Genomic DNA, 23,567 nt, shown 5'->3' on the forward strand with positions numbered 1-23,567 from the left:
CAAGCCGGTATCTACCAGGGAATGCCGATGACCCGGCGCAGGATGAGGACCGTATCGCCGATATCGATCCTGCCGTCGGGCGCCGATTTGCCGTTGATCAGCGGTGAAACATCGCCGTGGGCGAGGTTTTCCGGAGTGACAGCCTGGAGGCCGGCCGCGATCCGCAGCGCCTTGATGGCATCGACCAGATCCGGCAACCCACCGCTGCCGTCCAGGTCGCAGTCGGGCTCGCCTGTCGTCGTCAGGTCGATCCCCGTAACCGGAACCCCGCCGCTGACAACGATGGGCGATGCCTCGGCCGACTCGCTGGCGGTCCGGTACCAGCGGTCCGGGTAGCCACCGAACGCTCCGAACAAGAGCTTGTAGGTGCCGTTGGCGATGCCGGCCAGCCTGTAGCTGCCAGCGGCATATAGAGTCGACGTTTCCGCGACAAGGCCACCCGAATACCAGTCGAACAGCTTGATCGGAAGGTTGACGACCGCGGCGCCGGAACTGTCGGCTACCCGGCCGGCGATGCTGCCGTTGCCAACGGCGATAATCAGGTTAATGCCGTCGGTGACGATGCCGGTGGCGACGGTTACCGGTTCGGCAGTGGTCGAATCGTTACTGTTGTCGTACCATTGCCCGATGAAGCCGTCCTCCATGACGCTCACGGCGATCTTATAGCTCCCCGCAGGAAGCGCTGCCAGCGTGAACCGGTCCGAATAATTCATGCCGACGAGGGCATCACCGGCCAGGACGCCGCTGACGGCGTCATAGGCCTTGACCCGTACCAGATCCGGACCGGGACAGACCGTCGTGGATATCGAGCCGGCAATGATCCCCCCGGCAACGAGGGAGGCATCGATGCCCGCAGTGGTATCGGGCGCGGTCACCCTTACCTCTGCCGGAAAGGATGCCGAACTGCCATACCAGGAAGCGGGATAGAACCTGTTTCCCGACAGGCTCCTGAACTGGACCCGGTAGATGCCGCTCGGCAGTCCGCCAACACTGTAGGAGCCGTCCAGATTGCTGATGGTGCTGCCGGCCCTGACACCGGTTGTGGCGTCGTAGACGCTGACCGAGATCCAGTCGAGAGAGGTGCCGTCCCGGCTGTCGGTTAGCCTGCCGGAGATCCCCCCCATCCTGTTCAGTCCCATGTTGATGCCGGTAATGGTACCCGGTGCCGTCACCGTGACCGGCGTACCTGCCGGCACGAAGGAGACACTGGAAACGAAGGTTGTGGGCAGCGAAACCGAAATCGGTTGGGACACGGTCTCCGGAAGCGGAAAGATTATGACATCGGACGACGCGATCGGAATGACCGTGTCGTCGGGATACGCTATCCCGACATTGATCTCGATCGAGCTGAAATCGGAGGCAACCGTTTTGCTGCTCGTACTGGCCTGGTACCAGCCATAACCATACCCGTTGCCCATGCTGTCACGGCCATCGTAATACAGGTAGTAGTCGCCGCTCGGCAGACCGGTGATGGTGTAGTTGCCGGAAGGGTCGGAGATGCCGTGGCCGCTCCAGCCCGGAACGCTGCTGACCGCCATGACCGACACGCCATAGATGCCGGCACCGGTAATGCTGTCCGTAACCTTGCCGCTGATCCCGCCTCCCCTGGTCAGGGCCGCATCCGTGCCGGCAACGGCGCCGGGTGCCGTCACTGAAACCGTGGCGGAAGTGACAGGCACGTAGCCAGGTGCGGAGAAGGTGAGTCGATAACTGCCGCTCCTCAATCCGCCGATGGTGTAGGCCCCGGTTCCATCGACGACTATCCCCCCGGTGGAAACGCTCACCGGGCTGGTGGTGATGTTGGCAAAGCCGATGACCGTGTTGGAGATGCCGGCACCGGTAGCGGCATCGGTGACCCTTCCGGAAATGCTTCCACCGGGGTCGAGCTGGGCATCGATGCCGGCAATGGTGCTCGAATCCGTAACGGTTATCGTCTCGGCACAGGCGGGGAGTTCCTGATCCTTGTACCAGCTTGCGAAATATCCGCTGGCAGAAGAGGGTTCGATTCTCAGCCGGTATGAACTTGGGACCAGACCGGAAATGACATAGGCGCCGGTCTGGTCGGTGGTGCCGCTCGCCGCCCAGTTGCCGGTGTGGCGGTCGACGAGATAGAGATAGACATTGGCAATCCCGGCACCGGTTATCCGGTCGGTGATCCTGCCGGTTACCTTGCCCCCCCTGACAAGGGCAGCATTGATGCCCGCTATCGTTTCAGGGGCTGTGACCGTCACACTGGCGGCATCTTCCTGAACGGTTGCGTTGCCATACCATTGGACAGCATAGCCTGCTGCGCTGAATCTGACTTTGTAGCTGCCGGTGGCGAGGCCGATGAAGCGGTAGGAACCGGCAGAATCGGTACCCGTTGAGGCGATCAATGTGTCGGAAAGGGCGTGATAGGCGTAAACGTAAACATTCTGGACGGCCATGCCGGTATCGCGGTCGATGACAACGCCCTGGATGGTGCCACCCATGGCCAGGGTTGCATCGATACCGGTGACAGTGGCCGGCGCGGTTACCGCCACCGTGTTTGCGGAGGAAGACCCGATCTGGTCGTTGTACCACTGCGTGGCATAACCGGAACCGCTCTGCGCCTGGAACCGGATATTGTAGTTGCCGGTTGAGAGTCCTTTGATGCTGTAATTCCCGCTGCTGTCCGTGTTGCCGGAGCCCTTCCAGGTGCCGGTGGCAGCGTCCTCGGCTGTTACGTAAACCGCTGATATCGCGACACCGGTAACCCTGTCGGTGACGGTACCGGAGATGATGCCCCCCTTGATCAGTCGGACATCGATGCCGCTGGTGGCGTTGGCTGTCGTAACCGCAATGCTGGCGGCACTCGACTGGCTCTCACCGCCGTACCACTGCTCCACATATTCCGATTTCCTGATGCGGATCTTGTAACTGCCGCTGGGGAGACCGGTTATGCCGTAGTGCCCGGTGCTGTCCGTCATGGCATAACCGATCCAGCTGCCGCTGGTGGCATCCAGAGCCTCTGCCGATGCACCGGCAATGATGGCACCGGTGGCGCTGTCGGTGACGAGGCCGTTGATGCTGCCACCCTTTACCAGGAGCGCATTGATGCCCGATGTCTGGTTGGGTGCGGTGACAGTGACGCTGTCGGCGGTGTTCAGGTCGCTTTTGCCGTTGAACCATTGGTCGATATAACCGGCCGCAGTGAATCTGATTTTGTAACTGCCGCTGAGCCCGTTGACACTGTACGCGCCGGTACTGTCCGTGGAGACGGATTTGATCCACGAACCGGTTGCGGCATCGTACACGATAATGCCCGCCGAAGGAATGCCAGCACCAGTGCCGCTGTCGGTGACGGTGCCGCTGATGCTCCCCCCTTTCCGCAGCGCAGCATTGATGCCGCTGGTGGTGGCGGCCGCCGCCACGTTGACGATGGTCGCCGTGGCCTGATCGGACGCGTTGCTGTACCATTGGCCCAGATAACCGTCATTGCCGTAATGCTGGAAACTGAGCTTATAGCTTCCCGGAACCAGACCGCCGATACTGTAGGCGCCAGTGCCATCCGTGTAGCCACTGCCGATATATTGGCCGGAGAGAGCGCTGAAGATGGTAACGTACACGTTTCCGACGGAAGTGCCGGTAGCGGCATCGGTGACGGTACCGGTGATGACGCCCCCCCGAGCCATTGCCACGTTGATCCCCGCGGTGTCATTGGGCGCGGTGACGGCAACGGTGGCGGCGGCGGAACGGTCCGTCTGGCCGTCGTACCACTGCCCCACATAACCGCTGAGAGAAAAATAGAGTTTATAGCTGCCCGACGGGAGGCCGGCAATCCGGTAGGCCCCGGTACTGTCCGTCAGGGCGTAGGCGGCCGTAACACCGGTAGCGGCGTTGTATGCGGTTGCGTACAGATTCGGGATGCCGGCACCGGTACCGCTATCAATGACCCGGCCGGAAATGGTGCCGACCAGGGTGAAGCTGGCCAGCCTGACCTCTTCCCGGTTGCCAAAGGTGTCCACGGAGTAGAAACGAAGACCTGCCGTGGCGTTGACGGCTATGGGGGCGGTGTAGGGAGTTGTCGGGGAGCAGCCGCCACCGAGGCACCAGAAGGTACCGGCGCAGCCGCTGCCTGAGCCGTCTCTGCAGGCAAGGGTCACGGTCTGGGGAACCGAGAAGGACCCCCCGGCCGGCGATGCCGTGGTGACCGGCGCAATGGTGTCGACCGTCCATTCGGCAACGGTCGCCGAGCTGATCTGTTGCTCGCGGCTGGAGGTCTTGCCGATGACGGCAATGGCATGGGTGCCGCCCCCCAGACCGGTCAGGCTGATGGGGGTGGCAACCGGGGTGTCGATGGTGGTGAAGTCGCCGCCGTCCAGGGCATAGCGATAGGAAACGATGTCGGTGCCACCGACGGAGATGGTTGCCCAGGTCTCCTGCGTGGCGCCGACCGGCACACCGGACAGGGTCGCCCTCACCCCGGCCGGATCGAATTCGTAGGCACCAATGTCGAGCGAGGCCACCCCCTGGCCGGTGCCGTCGACGATCCGGGGAAGACCGTCCAGGTCGGTGGCCGGCAGGGACGAGACGCCGTTGTCGCCGGCATCAATGGCCGGCGACCCGGAACGCAGGCCGTAGTAGCCGAATGCCGGGGCGATGAGCAGAGGATCGGCGGTGATGTTGCCGTTTACGCCGTTCTGGTCGGTGCAGGTGTCGCCATAGGCGGCTCCTGACGCGGAATAGACCGCATTGTGGCTGAACTCCAGCACTGCTGAATCGCTCAGGCTGCAGGAAACGGCTGTCCTGCTCCCTGCGGCCATGACGATATTGTTGGCAAAGAGGCCCAAGGGGATGTCAGTATCAATGTACACGACCGATCCTTGATCGCTGTTGTCGTCGAAGAGAGTGTTGCCAGCCAGAAGGGTATTATGCGTATCGATGCAGAAAAGAGCGCTTCCGTTCTTCGCCACGTTGTCCGCGATCAGGTTCTGGACGAGCCTGAGCCATGGTGACCCGATTGTCCAGACCCCCCCGCCGGATTGCAGGGCTGTATTATGCGTGACGACATTACCGCTGAGGGTTGCGTCGTTGCCATAGTATATGCTGATGCCGCCCCCCGCGTAGTCGCTGCTGTTGTCGGTGATGACATTGTCCAGGATTCGTGCCCCAACGGCCAGTTCCATGCCCAGGCCGCCGCCGTATAAGAGGCTGTGGTTGCGACTGATATGATTGTGCTGAATGAGGGGAGAACCGGAGAAGAGGTAGATGCCGGCCCCCTCGCTCGCGCTGTTGCCCGTAATCCTGTTGTTGCGGATCGTGGGGGAGGCTGAAGAGATATAGATGCCCCCGCCGTTCCCGTACGCCGGGGCGCTGGACCATGCCTTGCCGTTTCGTATGGTGAAGCCGTCGAGAATGCTGGTGAGGGACTCTCCCGTACTGAAGGTGATGACCGGACCCGCCAGGTTGCCATCGATGATGGTGACCTCAGCCCCGCCACTGCTGGAGACCGTGATCGCCTTCCCCTTGAAGTCGATGTTTTCCACGTAGGTGCCGGGTGCCACCAGGACGGTGTCGCCGTCGTTGGCCCCGTCGATGGCCGCCTGGATCGTCGACTGGTCGGCAGGTACGTTGATGGTGACCGGCAAAGCGGTGAGGATCGTGTACCGCTCGGTCTTCAGGTGTTCCTGGTTTAAGACCGTGTCCCGCGAGTAATATCTGAGGTAGGCAGAGGAGGAAACGTCGATCGGTCCGGCATACGGGGTGTTCGGGGAACAGGTTTGGCCAAGGCAGTAGTAGGTTGTGGAGCAACCGGTTCCCGTACCGTCGCTGCAGGCAAGGGCCACGCTCTGGGGAGCGGCATAGATGCCGTCGACGACGCTGGGCGTTGTGACCGGAGGATCGGGATCGATCGTATAGGAGACGGTGTTTACCGGCTCGCTGTTCCCGGCACGGTCGACCGAATAAAAGCGGAGATCGGTCGAAGAGTAGATCGGGACAAAACCGCTGAAAACCGTCGTCGGGGTGCAGCCGCTCCCGAGGCAATAATAGGTCGCAGCACACCCGCTCACGTCATTGCAGTACAGATACGGTGTGATCGGTCCATAGACACCGGTGCCATAACTGGCAGTCGTCGTGGGGGGGGTGGTGTCGAAGGTGTAGGCAGCGCTCTTCACGGCCTCGATATTGCCGGCCCCATCGACGGCAAAAAACTTGAGGGTGGTGGGGGTGCTGATGGTGATCGGCGTGCCGTACTGGCTGGATGCAGTCGTCGGAGTGGTGCCATCGGTGGTGTAGTAGATGGTGGCTGGTTCGTTTGTCGTCAGGGTCACGCTCTGGCTGGCATTGTACGGGCCGCCGGCAGGTGTGGCAGTGGTGACCGGCGGGGTAATGTCTATGGAGGTTCCCGCCTCGAAGCCGATCTGGTCCAGCCAGGCAGCATTGGCCCCCGTATAGAGGAACGCGCTGACCGCATATTCCCAACGCAGGGTGTGGCTACCCGCAGGGATGTCATAAGCCTTCTGTTGCCAGGCCACTTCGCCGCTGATGCTGGCCTGGGCGGTCCCGTCGATGCTGAACGTGAGCGGGCTGTAATATGACTGGGAGGAGACCTGCCACCAGAACCGGATGGCACCGGGACCGGTGACCGTGGTCTCCAGCCAGCTCGACTGGTTGCTGGCAACCGCGCCGCTCTGGTAGGCGATGCCGTCCCGGCTGACAGCTGCCTGGATAAACCATGGAGCCGTGCCGCCGGATGTGAAGACCAGATCGGTGGTCTCGGTGTTCACCAGCCAGGTGACGGCAGTTGCCGATGGCAGGAGTTGTTCCAGGCCCTGGGCATTTTTCCCCAGGACCACGATGCTGTGCAGGCCGTTTGCCAGGCCGGTCAGGGTGATGGGGGTGGCAACCGTGGCGTCGGTGCCGGTAAAGGCCCCCCCGTCCAATGCGTAACGGTAGGAGACCACGCCGGTGCCCCCGACGGTCAGGGTGAGCGAGTCGGTGGCCAGAAAGTCGGTCGGGATTCCCTGCAGACTCGCTATCGGGTAGGCGGGATCGAACTCGTAGGCGCCCATGTCGACCAGGGCCGTGCCGGTGCCGGTGCCGTCCACCAGCCGCGGCAGCCCCCCCAGATCCGTTGTCGGCAGAGACGGTGCCAGATTGTCCCCTGCATCGATGGCCGGCGAGCCGGGGCGCAGCCCATAGTAGCCCAGGGCTGCGTTGCTGAGTTGCGGATCGGCGGTGATATTGCCGTTGATGCTGTTCTGGTCGGTGCAGATGCCGGAGTAGGCGCTGCCGTCGGGCGTAAAGATCAGATTGTTCTTCAACTGCGGCGAGAGATTGTCATAGGCACTGTCACAGTACAGCGCTGCCTGTCCGGGCTTGGCCAGGACGATGTTGTTCATGAGCAGGGCATTGGCATCATAACCGCCCGCAAAGATGCCCCCGCCCAGTGCGGCGTCGTTGGCGGCAATGGTGTTGTTCACCAGAACAATGCCAGGGGCACTGGTGGGGGTCGACCAGTGGATGCCACCGCCACTGCCGGCGCTGTTGCCGGTGATCAGGTTCTGGATGATCTCCGGGCTGCTGGTGTTTACCATGGCGATTCCGCCGCCGTTATAGGTGGTGGTATTGTCGAGGATCCTGTTGCCCCGGATGACAAATTTACCGGAACCGTTTGAGTAGATTCCCCCGCCGGAGCCGTTCGATGCGTTGTTGCCGGAGATGGTGTTGTCGATCAATTGGGCTCCCGCAGCCCCATACAGAGAAATGCCGCCACCTCCATAGCCGCTGTTGTTGCTGGTTATGACGTTGTTGCGAATGAGTGGCGCGCCATTGGTCACGTAAATGCCGCCGCCGTCACTCGCGGTGTTGGCAGTGATCCTGTTGTTGCTGATCGTGGGAGAGGCAGAGGACATATAGATGCCTCCGCCACGACCATAGGTTGGATATGTCTGCCCTACATAGCCGTTCCTGAGGGTGAATCCGTCCAGGATGGTGGTTTGCGCTTCTCCCGTAATAAAGGCAGCCACCGCTCCTGCCTTGTTGCCATCGATGATGGTGACCTCAGCCCCGCCGGTACTGGCAACCGTGATCGCCTTCCCCTTGAAGTCGATGTTTTCCACGTAGGTGCCGGGTGCCACCAGGACGGTATCGCCGTCGTTGGCCCCGTCGATGGCGGCCTGGATCGTCGCCTGGTCGGCAGGTACGTAGATGCCGACCGGCGGAGCGGTGAGGATCGTGTACCGTTCGGTCTTTGTGCTCTCCCGGTTTAGAGCGACATCCAGCGAATAATAGTTGAGGTACGTGGAGGATGAGATGCTGATCGGCCCGGTGTACCGGGTAGATGGGTAACATCCTTTGCCGAGGCAGTAGGAGGTGACCGAACAACCGCTGCCCGTGCCGTCGCTGCACACCAGGCTCACGCTCTGAGTGGAGGAATAAATGCCGCTGCCGACCGTTGCCGTTGTCTCGGGCGGGGTCGCGTCGATGGTATAGGAGGCAGTGTTTACCGGTTCGCTGTTTCCGGACTGGTCGATGGAATAGAAGCGGAGATCGGTTGAGCTGGTGATATGGATGCTGTACGAAAAAGCGGTTACAGGCGTGCAGCCTGCACCCAGGCAGTAGTAAGTGGCGGCACAACCGCTGCCGGTGCCGTCGGAGCAGGATAGATAGACATACGGATTACCGTACGTGCCGCCAGCCGGGGTGGCAGTGGTTACCGGCGGGGTCACGTCGATGCTGCTCTCGGCCAGGACCGGCGCCACTGCCGCCATGACCATGAAGATCGCCAGTATCAGCCATTTCAGGCCGCTGGGCGGAGAAAAAGCCCCGTGCTTGATCCTCCCCGATTGCTCCCTGACGGTCCACATGGCGCATCTCATTGCATGACTCCTTTATTACGAAGAAAAATTTCCAAACGGTTTTCCGGGGATAGCCGGACATGTGCCGTCTGGGGAAAAAACGAGCGCTCTCACCTGCTGTGCCGCATCCCGTCTGCTATTGCACATTTGTTTTTTCGCGAAAAGAGAATCTGTCGCCTGGCCACCGCAACAAAAAAGCCGCACCGGTCAGCTCTCAACTGACCGGTGCGGCCCTGAATCCTCCGGGAATTGCGTCTTGCCCTCGCATCCTTACCTCATCACATAGACAGTGAAACAGCAAGGATTATTACACCAGATATTCCCTCTTTGCAACGACAATTATGGCCTGTTATGTCATTGCAGCAGCCATGTATGGCAAAGCAGCAAGTATCTCTGGAGTTACCAGAAAAGACGGTATCGTTGTGTCATCCAATGCCACGAATCATGAAAAATAATCATGTATCTTCATGCACGTAATGACATATGTTTCAGACTCAAGCTGGCATCGTATTGCCCGGTTTTACCTGGTTGTTCTGCTGGATGAAGACGAACTTCCCCTGCTGCTTACGGCAGAGGCGCAAAACTGGTAAAGAGGTAATCGTTCCCCTTCACCGGCGTATGGCAGCCAAAACACTCCTGGACAAAACCGGCGTCCTTGCCGTACGGCTTCAGGCCGTTCCCGACGAAACGGGCGAATCCCCAGCCGCCGGTCGCCTGGTACTTGGCCGCATCCTTGACCATGAACTCGACCTGGTAGAAGGCATCCGGTTCGGTGGCAACCGGGAATTTGGGGTGTTTTTTGATCGTCCAGGCGATCTTGGCGAGCACCGCGCCGTCGGGCATCGGCCGGACCTTGGCGCGCATTGCCTGGTAGGCGATCGGATTGCCGAGGATGACGCGGATCTGCTTCTTGTCCTCGCGGTAGGAAGGGGCGATGACCTGCCAGGTCTGGTAATCCTCGAACAGGGCGATCCCGCTGGGGGCGACCGGCGCGCTGGCGGCGGAGGAGGCAACCGGGAGGCACAGCAGGGCGAGGAATGCGACAAGGACTCGTTTCATGATCGATCTCCTTTTCCGTAGGCAGTGGTGATGTAGTCGACGATGATCCTGGCGTTCTCTTCGTTGATCGGCGCGCCATAGACCTTGACCATCTTGGCGACCTCGGCCTGCCATCTGGCCTTCGGGAATTTCTGCTGGGTGGTGATGTAATCGAGGCTGTGGCAGATGGCACAGTAGCTCCGGGTGAGCTCCATCCCCTTCCCTTTCTTCAGGGTCACCGTCGGAGCCGGCAGCGTGATGCTCCGCTTGGAACCGTCGATGACCAGCCCCTTCTCCGCTGCGCCGGCAGATGCCGCACAACAGGCGATGATCAGCATGACCGCAATCGGTTTCATTCTCCCTCCCTACACGACCACGAAGTGGTGCTGTTCGATCTTGTTCCAGAGGTACCCGCTGGGATTCCAGAGGCTCTGCAGCGGTTGCGACTCGCCGATGCTGTTGATCGCCCGGACCATGACCGCATGGCTCCCCGGCATCTGCGGCTGCCAGGGGTAATGCCACTGGATCCAGGAGTAACGGCCGAGGTCTTTGCCGAGCCGGGCCGGGCGCCAGGTCTCGCCGGCATCCACCGACACGAGCACCTCTTTGACGCTGTACCCCCCGGAAAAGGCCAGCCCCATCAGTTCGACCGACTGCCCCGCCTTCAGGCGGGTGCCGTCCTCAGGATCGATCAGCAGGGAGCGGGTCGTCATGCGGTTGATGGGGATGGTTTTCGCGGGTGTCGCGCCCGGCTCGACGCAGCCGCAGGGGGTGTCGGGAATGCGGTAGGCGGACTTCTTCCAGAAGCCTTCAAACGGCTGGGACAGAACCTCGATGTCCGAGAGGGACTTGACCCAGTAGGATGCATACCACCCCGGCACGACCAGCCGGACCGGGAAACCGTTCAGCATCGGCAGCTCCTGGCCGTTCATCTCGTAGGCGACGATGATGTCGTCCTCCAGCATCTTGTCGAGCGGCAGGGCCTTGGCAAAGGGTGGCACCGACGGGATCGGCGGCTTGTCGAGCCCGGCAAAAACCACGTCGACCGCGCCCGGCCTGAGTCCGGCGGCATGGAGGAGATCCCTGAGCCGCACCCCGCCCCAGACGGCATTCCCCATGGAGCCGTTCAGCCACTGGCCACCGAATACCGGCGGCTCGAAAAAACTCCTGCCGTTGCCGGCGCACTGCATGACCGCGGTGTACCCGACCTTTTCGAATTTTTTCAGGTCATCGAGGGAGAGCGAGAGCTCCTTTTCGACAGCCCCGTGCACCTTCAGGCGCCAGGTAGCAAGATCGACCGAGGTGGGGATGTTGGCGAGGTGCCAGCGCACGAACATCGCCTCGTTGGGGGTAATCAGCTCCTTGAAATATCTAAGGGGGGTTTCGAGTTGCGGCGGACGCGACGTGAGCAGGAGCAGGTCGGCCTTCTCCGGGTAACCGACCAGCCTTCGCTCCCCGGCGTACAGGACCGGCGGAATGGTCCCCGTGGCTGCCAGGGCGGTCGTGATGCCGACGGTCTTCAGAAAATCCCTGCGGGTAAGGTCCTGGAACTTCATGGCGTGCCCCCTTGGCATGGTAGTCATCGCAAGAGCCGTAACCTGACGAAATCAGGATAAGTGTACCGCAATTTCCGGCAGTGTGAACTCTTTGACAGCCTGATGCAATTGGAGACATTGCCCTTCTTTGTCAGCTTCCTTCTTTGAAGGTAAGACCGTCGGCGCCGACCGTAACCGGGTAAGATTTGCTAACGCCGCCGTTCGTAATCTTCGCCACTACGGCTGGGTCGCCACAGTCAACGTTCCCTCCCTTCACATCTACCGCCGGACCATATGACGGAGTCACTGAACACTCGTACTTGCAATTGTTTTTCGCCTTCTTCGCACCGTCGAAGCATTCGTCGAACTTTACTTCCGCTTCGTGCAAGTGGTGACTGTTTTCGGCCGGTGTGCCGGGTACGATATTCTTGTCCGCCGCGCCTCCCAGTCCACCCCAACGCCTATTGACGACATGAAGCTGCGTTGCGTTGTGTCCACCCTTCTTGTTCGTCAACCACCCCTCCCACGCTGCAGGCGCTTTGGTAGCCGTGCCCGTGGCAGGCATTACCTCGCCGGCCAGAAACTCAACGGAATTATGGGTGCATTCCTCGAACGTTCGCGTATTCGCCTTCCCCGTCACGGTGACAGTTCTCGTCGTGCTTGGCCCGTATGTGTAACATTGAATTGTATTTGCCTGATTGCTCATGGACCCGGCGTTGGCTTGGTGGACCTCACCCGGCGCCTCCCCGAGCTGTGCGACACCGCCGAATATTCCTTGCAACAGCCTGCGCTGAGCGATCATCCGGGGGCTGTTGTCGATGCGGGCGGCTATTCCCGTTTGCGCCGGGGGCTGCGCGAGTCGCCCTTGCGCCACATGGCTTGCACTTGTTGCGGTATCGCGACCGGCTTGTTCTTTCTGAATTCGTTCCATAGTAGCCCCCTTTCGGAACTTCTCCTATTCACAGCTAAATATTCACCGCGACAAACAGGTCCTGATGCGAACTCATTGTGATATCGATGCGTTTGCATGTTTGCATGACCCCGGCCCCCCTGACCCCGGCCCCCCTAATAAGGTGCTGCCGATTGACCGCAGACCCGAAAGTTATGACTTTGCATGTTTGCGCGCGTCTGTTATAAACCACTCAAGCATCTGCCAGTTAGTTAGTTTTGAAGTCTCGTTTCCCATGCTTTTCCGAATTTGCAAAAGAAATGACCCAAGCAATGACAACATCGACTTTAGGTGTTCTTCAGTAGCCTGAGGATTTTCCTCCTGAGAAAAGAAAAACTGCATCAAGTCATTATAAGCTTGGACTACTTCGTCGGAGCCAACAAGCGCAAGTTTAAACGCTTGTCGCCTATAATCGAGTGATAGCAGTTTTCCTAAAGCGACATCATTTTTATCTTTTCCTTTGTTTTGTTTGTCATGCTGCCAGGCCATATCTGATGTAAGAAGGATTATGAATGGCTCTAGGATCTGGTTGTAAATTTCGATCCTTTTTTCCCGTAGTTTATCTTCAAGATCATGCTGTCGTTCTTGGTTCCTTCGTATTGTCCAGCCTATTCCGGTTAATAATAGGACCAAGAGTGGCGTAGCAACTGCGCCAACCGCGGTCACATAGTCGATCCAATGCTTTTCAGGCATTATGATTCCTTTCTTGCATAACGGTTCCACTGGTGACCCGGCGCAGGTTTATCGCGACCGGGGCCACTGGTCTCGTTGGGACACCGATCTCAATTTCCCACTTTCAAGGGTAGACCGCCTTCCTTACCCATAAACTATCCTAATTCAGCTTTAAGTATATTGTTCACCTCAATACCGATCTCGATTATCTTATCCTTCAATTTTACAAATTCAGTCGTAACAAAATCATCCGACCACTTCTCGGGATAAGGCTCGCCTCTGTATTCGAACGAAGGTATCTTGAGGCCGTGCGCTTTCTCTCCCTCTTCGATCTGCATCTTGAATGTGTATTTTACTGGCACGAAAAATATGTGCTTCTGGTTGTTCACGAAAGACAGCAAGTATTTGTATTCGTCATAGTCCAGAAGCTCATCCAGTTTATTGAAAAGATCATGGTATTCCGCGACGTTTTTTCTCACTTTGTTTATCGTGACATCATTCACAACGATCTTTAAATCGAGAGCACAGTTGATTACCTGGGCCATGATATCGATAATGGCATGGATTGAGTAGGCGCAAGCAACGACGTGCGCTTCAGCTTTCCAGGAATTGTTATGAAACTGTGCGGATTTATCCCGCGTTTCTTCGTCAATGTTCGCGGTCATAATTCCGAACATCAGTTCGAACCCGTAGACGTATGACTGGTCCTCGGAAATATGTTCAAAAAGCACCTTCAGCAATTCCCGTGATTCCAATGAATGATACGCCGCTATGTTGATTTTTTTTGTGACTGATTCGAGATATACAGCGAGGCGTGTTGATGCCGCTAATCCATATTTCCTTGTTGCAAGATTTCCCAGCTCTTCCAAGTTCCACGTCAAAATATCAGCCATAGCCCCCTCACAAACCTCCTGCACCGGAGTGAATCTGCTTCACTCAGTCCTTGACCAAATTGCTCATCTGCTTAACAACGTGCATATACATTTGCAGAAAGGATCACGCCAGGGTCAGGGTCACAGGGTCCGCCAACTTGCCAAGTTGAATCCCCCTCAAAACGTCGACTGCTGCATCTTTCTCTTCCCCGCCTCGGCCTGGACACGGTCGATGAGCTGCTTGTCGAAGCTGTCGGATGGGAAGGTTCCCGGTCGGGGTTTGCCGCTGCGGTCGGGTCGGGCAGACCCGTGGGGCACCTCGTTCGTGCCCTGACGGGAAGACCGGACGCAAAAAAGCCGCGCCGGTCAGCTCCTCGCTGACCGATGCGGCCATAAATCCTTCGGGTAGTGCTGCTTTCGCCCCCGCATCCTCACCCCATTACATAAACAGTGAAATTACAAGGAGTACTACACCATATGGTCACATATTACAAGGGCAATTACCGGCAGTTCTGACATTGCTGCTGCCTGTTTCCCCAAAGCAGCAATGATTGACGGCTGTTATACAAGAAACCAACATCGCTGTGTCATCATCTCCCATAAAACATGAGAGAATATCATATGCCATGATGCACATTATCAAAAAACTACGATACTCCCTTGACCCATTACCGCCTTCACTCCACCGGCTCCACCCTCCCCTCGAAGATCACCGTGTCCCCCTTGAAAAACCGGGCAGCCCCCTGGTGTTCCCAGAAGGTCTCGTTGCCGTTGCTGTAGCGGGCGCCCGAGGCGGAGGGCGCCGCCGGCAGGGTAACCATCTGCCCGTCCGGCAGGGTGACGTTCACCAGGTCCCGGTCCAGGTCAAAGGTGGCCCTGGCCGTTTTCCCGTCGGCGGAGTGGTAGACGGCAGATGTTGTGCGCGACTCGGCCACGACCACGACCTGCAGGTCAAAGCGCTCCAGTGGCGGCAGCCCCTTTTCCCACGGGCGGCGATAGACCAGTTGGACAGCCGTTGAACCGGCAGCTCGGGCACTGAAGCGGAAGGTGTATTTCCCGCCTGCGCCGGAAAGCGCGGAATCGGCGACATAGGCCGGCTCGGGATCGGGTGCCAGCACGGCCCGGTCGACTTCAGTCAGTTCCCAGGCATAGCCGGTAGTCGGATTGCCGCCCAGGGTGATGGAGACGACCTCTCCCACCGGAACGGTAACGCTCCGGCCGCTGTCCTGCCCGGTCAGATCGAGGGCCGGGGCACTGTCGACAGTGAGCGCCAGCAGCACGAAAATGATCGGAAATATCCGGGGCATCCGCATTCCTTCCTCCTCGCCCCCCTACAGAGCCGCCTTCGCCGCCTGTTCAAGCGCCTTCATCGCCGCTTTCACCGCTTTTTGGATGGTCACCTTGCTGCAGACCCTGACCATTGCCCCGCCAGCGGCAAAGGCATCACGTTCGCTCTCCAGCTGATCCCTGAATTCTTCCTCGTTGATGGCGCCGGAGATGTAGGCCTGCGCGATCTTCTCCAGGGCAGCCTGCTCGTCGGCCAGCACCTGCTCCATGACCTCCTTCACCTTGGGCCATTCGTCCCGGAAAACGCCTTCCGCCGCGGACAGCATATCCTTCGCAACCGTGTTGATGTCAAAGCCCATGGTCTCCCCTCCTCTCAGTCAGTCGGCCTCTTTGCCCCTTCCGCCCTGGCCGCGTATTCGAACATCCTCCGGAAGCGGTCCCGGTCGAGTTCGGCGATCGCGTCCTTGTAGGCATCCGTCTTCTTGTGCCGCTCCCGGCATTTCTGCCACTGGTCAAGGATCTTCTGTGCAATCTCGGTGGAGTCCTCGTTGAGCTTCCGGACCTTGTTCCGCAGCACCAGGGAACGGAGGTCCCCCTCGATGTCGCGGTATTCCGCGGCAAAGACCGCATAGCTGCGCCGCTCTTCAGGGGTGTCCTGCAGCTCGGAGTAGAACTGGTCGACCCGCTGCGCATCGGCAAAGATCAGCTCTTCGGTCCTGGCATCGTAGGGCGCCACCAGCTGCAACGCACACCCCGCCGAGAGTAGTGACAAGAGCACGAGGAAACAGGCAACAACACCGGCTTTCATTGGCAATCGCATTCGCTTCATGGCTTCTCCTCTCTGTAGGCGGGGTCAGCAGACGTTCTGGTCAGATGATCGGTCATCGGTTCCCGGACAGGGACAGGTACCCCGGAGCGACGGCATCCCTGTCAGATCCCCCCAGATATTTCCCGAGCTTTTTCCCGTTGGCCTGCAGGTAGCCGGAGAGTCGCGCCTCGTAATCCCATTGCGCCCTGGCTTTGGCATTGCCGTCAAGATACGATCTGCATGGCTCGGGAGGATCGGGACTGCCAAGGGGAAGACCGGCGCACTGATCCACGGCTTTTTCCGCTGCCAGGTCCAACCAGAGTGCATCCCCGGAGATAAAACTGTACTGGAGGCTCTCGCGCGCCAGCCGTTTCAGATCGGCGAGGGTCAAGCCGTATCTCTTGAATCCGTAGACCCATTCGCCGGTGTAATCGGCATGGGAGACCCCTTCGTCGTCGGTGGCAAAGGCGGTCGGGACGCCAAGGCTCCGATACTGCCGAAACGGATGGTTATCCCCTGCCACACCCAGGATCTGGGCGTTGCTGGTGAACATGATCTCCACCAGGGCGTTCTTGCTCCTCATCAGCCCGGCTACCTCGGCTTTGTCCGTATCGCTCAGGAAGGCGAATGAAACGCCATGGCCGATCCGCTTCGCCCCTGCCTGCAGGGAGCCGGCAAGGTGGTCCTTGAGGGCCGGATTGCCGACCCCGACGAAACAGGGGGTGAGCTCGCCCGCATGCAGGGCGATATTGGCACTGGGCAGTATCTTGTGGAAGTACCCGAATATCTGCATCTGGGTGGCAAAGCTCTGCATCGAGACAGTCGCATCCTCGCCGCTTAAGAGATTCACCCCTGCCACGCGGCTGTCGGTCGAGGCGAGCAGCATGGAAAATGCCGTCTGGGTGAAGATCTTGGCCAGGTCGGGACTGCCATCCTTTCTGGCCGCATTCCGGTTCACCGCAGCCAGGAAGGCGTACGAAACGCCGCAGGCCGGGTCTCTCCCTGCGGCTCCGCACCGGAGAAGGGCATTGGTCTTGTTCCGGAACAGGGTGATGTCGTTCTGCGCCCCTGCTACCGCGTCCTTCAACCCCACGCTCAGCAGGAAATCGTACATGGCGGCATAGTTGTCGCCCTTTTCAAATGAGGCGTTATCCGGATATTTCTGCCGCAACAGGTTGGTGAGGGTATTGACTGCCTGGGACTGAAACGAGAGCATGGTTTCCACGTACGACACCGTGTCCTTGTGCGCCTGCTGCAGCAACCGGGCAAGCATCGGTGCCGTATTGCAGGGGCTGCCGGAGATCGCGCCAAACCTGCCGAAGGTAGCGAAAAACTGGTCGTGTCCCGCCTGGGTATCGGGATAATCGAACTGATACATGGAAAGCGACCGGACAATCTTCTGCCGGTCCGCGGCATCCGCCTGTACCAATGGCTTGAAGCCGTCGGTGCAGGCGCCGGATGGACCGGCAGCGGCGATGGTGTACATGGACGGGGCGATGCGGTCCGGCCCATAGCAGTCGCCATCCGCTTTGCCCAGGGCGATGTACTCTTCCGGCATCATTGTACCGGAGAGATGGTTGTGGATATCGGCCCCCTTGGGAAACCGGCGCAAGGCCTCCACCAGATCGGGCTGATGCTTGCCTGTTTCGCGGATCAGGTCGAAATAATCGACGACCGCGGTATTGGCCTGGTCACAACTGATGGCTACGGCTGATGCCTGTGCCGGCGGCGCGGCATAATCCAGTTCAACGGCACAGGCCGCCTGCCCGCCCTGAAGAGCAAACAAAAGCAGCAGACAGAGCGAACCGGCTGCACTACGTTTTCCGATCATGATTTCTCCGATATTCATGTGGCGCCGGGTTACCCGACCGCTGCCCCACAGGCAGCATGCCCCTGCTTCTCCAGCGTGGCACTGACCATAAACGATTCTCCTTCGGCGGCAAAATGAAGCGTGAACGAATCCGCGGGATTCCCCGCAGCAACGGAGTATTCCTTGCCGGACACCACCGAAGGGGTGGAGAGTCGGATGTCGGCTCCGCCACAGGAGAGATGCTGCTTCAAGGACCCGGCAGCCATGTTGGCGATCTCACCGATTGCATCGCGCACATCGTCGTCGAATTCCTTCACTTCCATCCCCAGCATGCCTGAGGTAAAGACCATTGCCAGGTTCAGGGGGGCATGCAGGCAGACCAGGCCATTATAGGTGCCTGCCAGGCCGACCATGGCAGTGACGCAATTTTCGAAACTGATTGGCGGATGATCCTGCCGCGGCAGGTGCTGCAGGTCGTCCATCCCCACCATGGTGCTGAACACCTCCTGGATGTTGCTGGTCATGCGGCTGGTCAGTTCGTCTTCGGTAAATCCCAGCGATTCGATAACAGCCTGGTTGAGAGCCATGAAATCCTCCTTGCGTGGCGACATAACAACTGTTTGGCAGTACAGATATCCCTGTCGTGGTGGGCTCCATGCACGACATAACTATTTAAAAAACAATGACACTATTACAATTTTCACGTATTGACAATAACAGCTACAGATGCACTGTTTCTATTACGCTTTTACTGTAATCATTTTCATGGTTCCTTATACCACATAAAATTGCATTTTCTAATGTAGTCAGTCATTTCATTTATGCTGGATGCTTATATTTAATGAGAATGTTGTCTTGGGCTTTGCCCGCCAGTGTGCCATGTATGTGTCTGTTATGTGAAAACGTGCCGTTCTGCCATGAACGGCACCAAGCCGATGCTGCACCCGGACGGGCTCTCCTGCCTGTTGGCAGGCATCGAAAAAAACAGCGGGGCAACCAGGGAAAATTAGAGTGACCTCCTTCCTGAGCTGTCCCGCTCTCCCTGAAACTCTCCCGGACCGGCACCAACGGCATACCGAGCGGCAAAATACTGCGATACCGCGAGCTAGTACCGTCATATCAAGCAGATTGTGCATGCAGCGCTATATATGTCTATTTTGTAAAGACAATATTGCAGATTGTCAGAATATTTTACACTTTCATATAAAGGCCGGATTTTACTGAATTATCGGGTGTGACAGGGATAATTTTCAGATTTAATAGAATTATTGTTATGCAACTATCCGTATTACAATAGTTTTATTTTCTAAGCCCTGTTATGTTACAGAATGTATTTACCTCACTCATCCAAACTCCCTTCCAGACAAGCCAGCAGACACATGGTAATCTCGCCACATATATTCCTTGCAAATCAAATAATTAGCATTCGCATCACTTGCTGAGCGCAGTAACAGCCTGCCTTCAGGCCATAGCCCTTTTGTCGGATTATATTACACACCTTTTGCCCTAGCCTTATTTATCTAATAATTTTGATACGTTAAACAAAGGTATGTTTTTTGCTAAGAATTTATTAATACTAAAGGGTCTGTCCTGAATTTTTTTCAAGTGGAATTAAGAAGACTACTCAGGAGAGAAAGGAGCACGACAATGTTGAGAATGAAATGTGTTGTGGGGATGATGAGTCTGCTGATCGTGGCATTTGCATCGCCCGGCTGGTCCGGATATGGCAGCGGGAGTGGCAGCGGTAGTGGAAGTGGTAGCGCATCAACCCTGACCCAGAGTTCATCTACGACCAGTGTCGATGAAGACTCTGACCGACCGGATTATGCAGGGACTCAGGGGAGTGAAAACAAGCCGGGGAGCGGTAACACCGAACCGGGAATCAGCATGGGCGACCTGTACGGCGATCTTTACATCATCGTCCGGGACGAGAATGGCGCGCCGATCCTGTACCAATGGGTCTGGGAAAATGGAGTGCCGGTCAGTTATTACGTCTCCGCAACCGGCTTTGTGCAGCCGATTGCCATTGCGGGGAGCCTGCCGCAATTCAACGACCTGGTCCCCCTGGACATCGAAGGTGAAATCCCCGATGCCTACGCTGCATATACCCAGGAGGTTGACTTCGGCCGTCTCAATGCTGCCAGGGCTCCGCAGGCATTCCTCGACCGGGCCTATACCGAGGCGATCAATGCCATCAATGCCGCCGATACGGTAACCACCGACCCGTCCGGGCGGCTGCTTTTGATCAATGACGGTGAGGAAAAGGCCATCGATGCACCCCGGGAAAACCTGGCACTCTACCAGAAGCTGATGAAAAACGGCTACCTCACGGGATTGACCCGGAGCGCCGCCGATCTGGGCTCCCTGGCGCATCTGCTGCCGGCTGACCCGGCGGTCGCCGAAACGCCCGACGGAAGCGACCTGCAACTGGCAGCCGCTTTTATTGCCGCTGCCGGCGACAAAACCGGTTCAGTCAATATCGACCTGGTGGTCTACCTCAATTCCATCCTCGGCATCAACGGCACCAGCGGCACCGATTATTTCAATTTCACCGGTTTCGCCTACCAGCGACAGCACCGCCACGGCACGACCCGCGCCCAGGTCCTGCTCGGCCCCTATGCCTACCCGCAGGGAGGGATCTGCTTCACCGTCGGCTGGGTCAACATCATGGGCAAGGTCTTCGGCGAGCAGGATGCACAGGGTTTCAACGCACGGGGCTTTGCGAAAGCGAGTGACGATGCCCTGAAGATTATCGCCTACATTCACAACTGGGCAGTACCCGAATACGACGAATAAGCGGCACCGTTTCGAGCAGCTGAAAAGCCGGCCGGGGTTCCGTATCCCTGCCGGCTTTTTCTATGCAAGCGGTCAAAAAGGAGCAACTTCCCCCGATATTCCCCACCCCCCCTCCCCGCAAAACGTATACAAACAAGACATTATACGTCACAACACTCATACTTCCTATCATACCAAGGCCTTACAGCGCAAAAGACCTGTAAAACGCCGTTTCACAACGTTTTACGAAAAATTAGCTGCTTGACACCGATTCACGCAATTGTAATATATTAATTCAGTAGGCCTAATGGCCTTTTGCTCACCAATCCGCTATGGGAACATGCATCACTTGTCGCTCCCTTCCGACCATTCCGGGACGAAGGCCGAGACAGGCAAGATCACATCTGAAGGAGGCACTATGTTGGAAAGGCCGAAAAAAAGGTACACAGCGGTAACGGCTACACTGTTCGGCATGCTGGCGCTGTTGGCGCTGGCAATGTGGGGATGCGGAACCAGCGGGTACGACAACCCCAATGCCGGCATCACCACGACCCAGACCCCCACGGCCCTCATCGAGGCTGCCACGCTCAAGCAGTGGGTGGACGAGGGGAAGGTCAACAACCAGGATACGGCAACCCGTGACAAGGTCGTTGTCCTGGAGGTCACCACCTCGGCCGCCTATGCGACCTCCCACATCCCCGGCTCGCTGCTGATGAACTCCGGCGGCGAACTGACCATGACGCGCCTGGAAGGGGTCGCCCCCATCTCGACCATGATCCTCGACGGCAACACCATGGATACCCTGATCAAGAAATCCGGCATCAATGGCAACACTACCGTCGTTTTCTCAGTCAGCAAAAACGGGAGCTGGATGAACATCGCCAGGGCCTATTTCACCTTCCGCTATTGGGGCTTCCCCAAGGAGCGGCTGAAGGTCCTGAACGGCGGCGACAATGCCTGGGAGGACGCCGGCAACACCCTGGACGCCGTCGCCCCGACCGTGGCCGCCTCCACCTACAGCGTTCGTAGCAATGCAGCCATGCAGACCGACCTGCGCTACTCCATCGGCCAGATGATCAAGCTGGTTGACGATATCAACCTCGGCACGGTCACCACCGCAGCGACGGGCGTCTCCATCCTCGACGTCCGCGGCGGCGCTCCGACCACCTACGTGGCCAACGCCACTGTCGACGATTTCGCCCAGTACGGCGATGCCATTGCCGGTAAAACCACCAGGTTCAAGTCGATTGCCGACCTGACGACCCGCCTGACCGCCATGGGGGTCACCAGCGCCAAGAGCCGGACCTATGTCTACTGCGCCTCCGGCATGCGCGCCGCCGTCCCCTTCTTTGTCCTCGACGGCGTCATGGGCTGGCCGGTCACCATGTATGACGGCTCCTGGAACCAGTGGAGCGCCTATACCACGGCCAATCTTCCCAACAGTGCCACCGCTGCCTGGCGCATCGACACCAACACCAGCGGCACGACGCTCCCCCGCACCACCGGTTCCTCCCTGACCGGCACCCTGACCCTCGATCCGGCTTCGAGCATCATGTACACCTCCATCACCGACCCCCGCGCCAACCAGATCCTGAACGACGACGTCAACTACTTCAATGCGGGCACGACAACGACTACTTCCTCCGGCGGATCGTCGGGCGGCTCCTCATCGGGATGCTGATGCAGCTGCAGAACCTGAAATCGTTCATTAATTCCATTCCAGATAAAGGAGACATCATGAAACGTACGACCTCCGTCATGCTCGGCACCCTGCTCGTCGGCACGGCTCTCTGGTGCGGCCCGGCCTTTGCCGGCCCCCAGATGACGTTCGGCCCCAACGATGAGGGGATGCTCCAGCTCGACTACAAGGGACAGTTCCAGATGGCAGTCCGTGACAACGGCTCGGGAGCCGACCAGAACGGCGAGACCATGTCGTTCAACTTCCGCCGCAACCGCCTGGCCCTGATGGGCGCCTACGGCGACATGTTCACCCTCTACGTCCAGACCGAGTACGTCGATTCCCAGAATCTCTCCCTCCCCTTCCAGGTGAGCGAGAACAGGGCAAACAAGGAATTCACCATCCTGGATGCGGCGCTCCGTTTCAATTTCCACGACTCCTTCAAGGTGACGGCCGGCAAGTTCAAGTACAACTTCACCCGTGAAAACCTGGATGCCTGCGAAACCCCGCTCACCCTGGACCGCTCGCTGTTCATCCGCGCCAACGAGAGCACCAGGGACACCGGCGTGGCCGTATGGGGCAACTTCCTCGACGGCATGTTCCAGTACCGGGCAGACGTGATGGAAGGGCGCACCGCAACCGACGCTTCAGCTCCGCAGCCCCAGTCCAGCTACCGCTACGGCGTGCGCGGCCACATCTCCCTGCTCGACCCGGAAAAGGACTACGGCTACAAAGGGACCTACCTGGGCAAGAAAAAGGTCCTGACCATCGGCGGCGCCTATCAGTATGAGCCGCGAGTCGCCTATTCGGACACCGTGGCCAAGACCGGCGAAAAGAACTACCATGGCTACACCGCCGATATCTTCTTCGAGTACCCGGTTGAAGCGATCGGTACGGTCACGGCCTCCATGGCCTATGAGGATGCGGACTTCGGCGACGCCTACAAGGGAGCCAACCCCGATCCGGTCGCCTTCGGCCTCAACGGCCAGAAGAACGGCTGGTACGCGAAGGCCGGCTATATGCTCCCCAACCTGCCGCTGCAGTTCTTCGGCCGCTATGAGAAGTGGTCCTTTGCCAATCTGCAGCTGAACGGCGTCGATGCCTTCAACCAGAAGATCGACTGGTACGGCATGGGCGCCAACTACTACTTCCGCGACCAGAACCTGAAGCTCACCTTCGAATACTCCAAGACCGATTTCGCTGTCGAAAACAGCGAGAGCAAGGACTTCAACATGTTCGTAACGGCACTGCAGGTGATTTTCTAGTCACCGGCAGCAGCACCTGTCTGCAACGGCAGGCAGGCTCACAACAGCGCAGCACA

At 58.6% G+C, this 23,567-nt stretch carries 16 protein-coding genes; 3 read left to right on the forward strand and 13 right to left on the reverse strand.

Features of this window, described 5'->3' with window-relative positions:
* Positions 1–11: 11 nt before the first annotated feature.
* The 13 genes from GJT30_14100 to GJT30_14160 form a co-directional block, all read right to left on the reverse strand.
* Entirely contained in the window at positions 12–8,843 is an 8,832-nt protein-coding gene (locus tag GJT30_14100) for a hypothetical protein (GenBank protein ID MSM40744.1), read from the reverse strand.
* 543 nt (positions 8,844–9,386) lie between these two features.
* Positions 9,387–9,881, reverse strand: coding sequence for a cytochrome P460 (locus tag GJT30_14105; GenBank protein ID MSM40745.1), 495 nt, complete (start codon positions 9,879–9,881; stop codon positions 9,387–9,389).
* The gene (locus tag GJT30_14110) at positions 9,878–10,216 is read right to left on the reverse strand and encodes a cytochrome c (protein ID MSM40746.1); all 339 of its coding nucleotides are present in this window, start codon (positions 10,214–10,216) and stop codon (positions 9,878–9,880) included. The genes GJT30_14105 and GJT30_14110 overlap by 4 nt, the downstream gene beginning before the upstream one ends.
* A gap of 9 nt (positions 10,217–10,225) precedes the next feature.
* The gene (locus GJT30_14115; GenBank protein MSM40747.1) at positions 10,226–11,416 is read right to left on the reverse strand and encodes a molybdopterin-dependent oxidoreductase; all 1,191 of its coding nucleotides are present in this window, start codon (positions 11,414–11,416) and stop codon (positions 10,226–10,228) included.
* A 130-nt stretch (positions 11,417–11,546) separates the two neighbouring features.
* Positions 11,547–12,326, reverse strand: a complete 780-nt coding sequence (locus GJT30_14120) for a hypothetical protein (GenBank protein ID MSM40748.1) — start codon at positions 12,324–12,326, stop codon at positions 11,547–11,549.
* Positions 12,327–12,497: 171 nt separating this feature from the next.
* Entirely contained in the window at positions 12,498–13,037 is a 540-nt protein-coding gene (locus GJT30_14125) for a hypothetical protein (GenBank protein MSM40749.1), read from the reverse strand.
* Between the two features lie 134 nt (positions 13,038–13,171).
* Positions 13,172–13,909 carry a hypothetical protein gene (locus GJT30_14130; GenBank protein MSM40750.1) on the reverse strand — a complete coding sequence of 246 codons (738 nt, stop codon included), beginning with the start codon at positions 13,907–13,909 and terminating at the stop codon, positions 13,172–13,174.
* A 156-nt stretch (positions 13,910–14,065) separates the two neighbouring features.
* A complete protein-coding gene (locus GJT30_14135) occupies positions 14,066–14,206 on the reverse strand; it encodes a hypothetical protein (GenBank protein ID MSM40751.1) in 141 nt (46 codons plus the stop codon).
* 359 nt (positions 14,207–14,565) lie between these two features.
* Positions 14,566–15,201: a hypothetical protein gene (locus GJT30_14140; GenBank protein MSM40752.1), complete on the reverse strand. Its 636-nt coding sequence runs from the start codon at positions 15,199–15,201 to the stop codon at positions 14,566–14,568.
* 18 nt (positions 15,202–15,219) lie between these two features.
* Positions 15,220–15,534 (reverse strand): hypothetical protein, encoded by a 315-nt coding sequence (locus GJT30_14145; protein ID MSM40753.1) that lies wholly within the window; start codon positions 15,532–15,534, stop codon positions 15,220–15,222.
* Positions 15,535–15,548: 14 nt separating this feature from the next.
* Positions 15,549–16,004, reverse strand: coding sequence for a hypothetical protein (locus GJT30_14150; protein ID MSM40754.1), 456 nt, complete (start codon positions 16,002–16,004; stop codon positions 15,549–15,551).
* 52 nt (positions 16,005–16,056) lie between these two features.
* Positions 16,057–17,832: a hypothetical protein gene (locus GJT30_14155; protein MSM40755.1), complete on the reverse strand. Its 1,776-nt coding sequence runs from the start codon at positions 17,830–17,832 to the stop codon at positions 16,057–16,059.
* Positions 17,833–17,843: 11 nt separating this feature from the next.
* On the reverse strand, positions 17,844–18,380 hold the full coding sequence (locus tag GJT30_14160; GenBank protein MSM40756.1) for a chemotaxis protein CheX: 537 nt from the start codon (positions 18,378–18,380) through the stop codon (positions 17,844–17,846).
* 1,060 nt (positions 18,381–19,440) lie between these two features.
* Between GJT30_14160 and GJT30_14165 the strand changes: the two genes are divergently transcribed.
* The 3 genes from GJT30_14165 (at position 19,441) to GJT30_14175 (ending at position 23,511) form a co-directional block, all read left to right on the forward strand.
* Positions 19,441–20,589, forward strand: coding sequence for a hypothetical protein (locus GJT30_14165; GenBank protein ID MSM40757.1), 1,149 nt, complete (start codon positions 19,441–19,443; stop codon positions 20,587–20,589).
* A gap of 286 nt (positions 20,590–20,875) precedes the next feature.
* Positions 20,876–22,249 carry a hypothetical protein gene (locus GJT30_14170; GenBank protein ID MSM40758.1) on the forward strand — a complete coding sequence of 458 codons (1,374 nt, stop codon included), beginning with the start codon at positions 20,876–20,878 and terminating at the stop codon, positions 22,247–22,249.
* Between the two features lie 56 nt (positions 22,250–22,305).
* The gene (locus tag GJT30_14175) at positions 22,306–23,511 is read left to right on the forward strand and encodes a porin (GenBank protein ID MSM40759.1); all 1,206 of its coding nucleotides are present in this window, start codon (positions 22,306–22,308) and stop codon (positions 23,509–23,511) included.
* Positions 23,512–23,567: the final 56 nt, after the last annotated feature.

The sequence above is a fragment of the Geobacter sp. genome (genome assembly GCA_009684525.1).
In the GTDB taxonomy this organism is placed as follows: Bacteria; Desulfobacterota; Desulfuromonadia; order Geobacterales; family DSM-12255; genus Geoanaerobacter.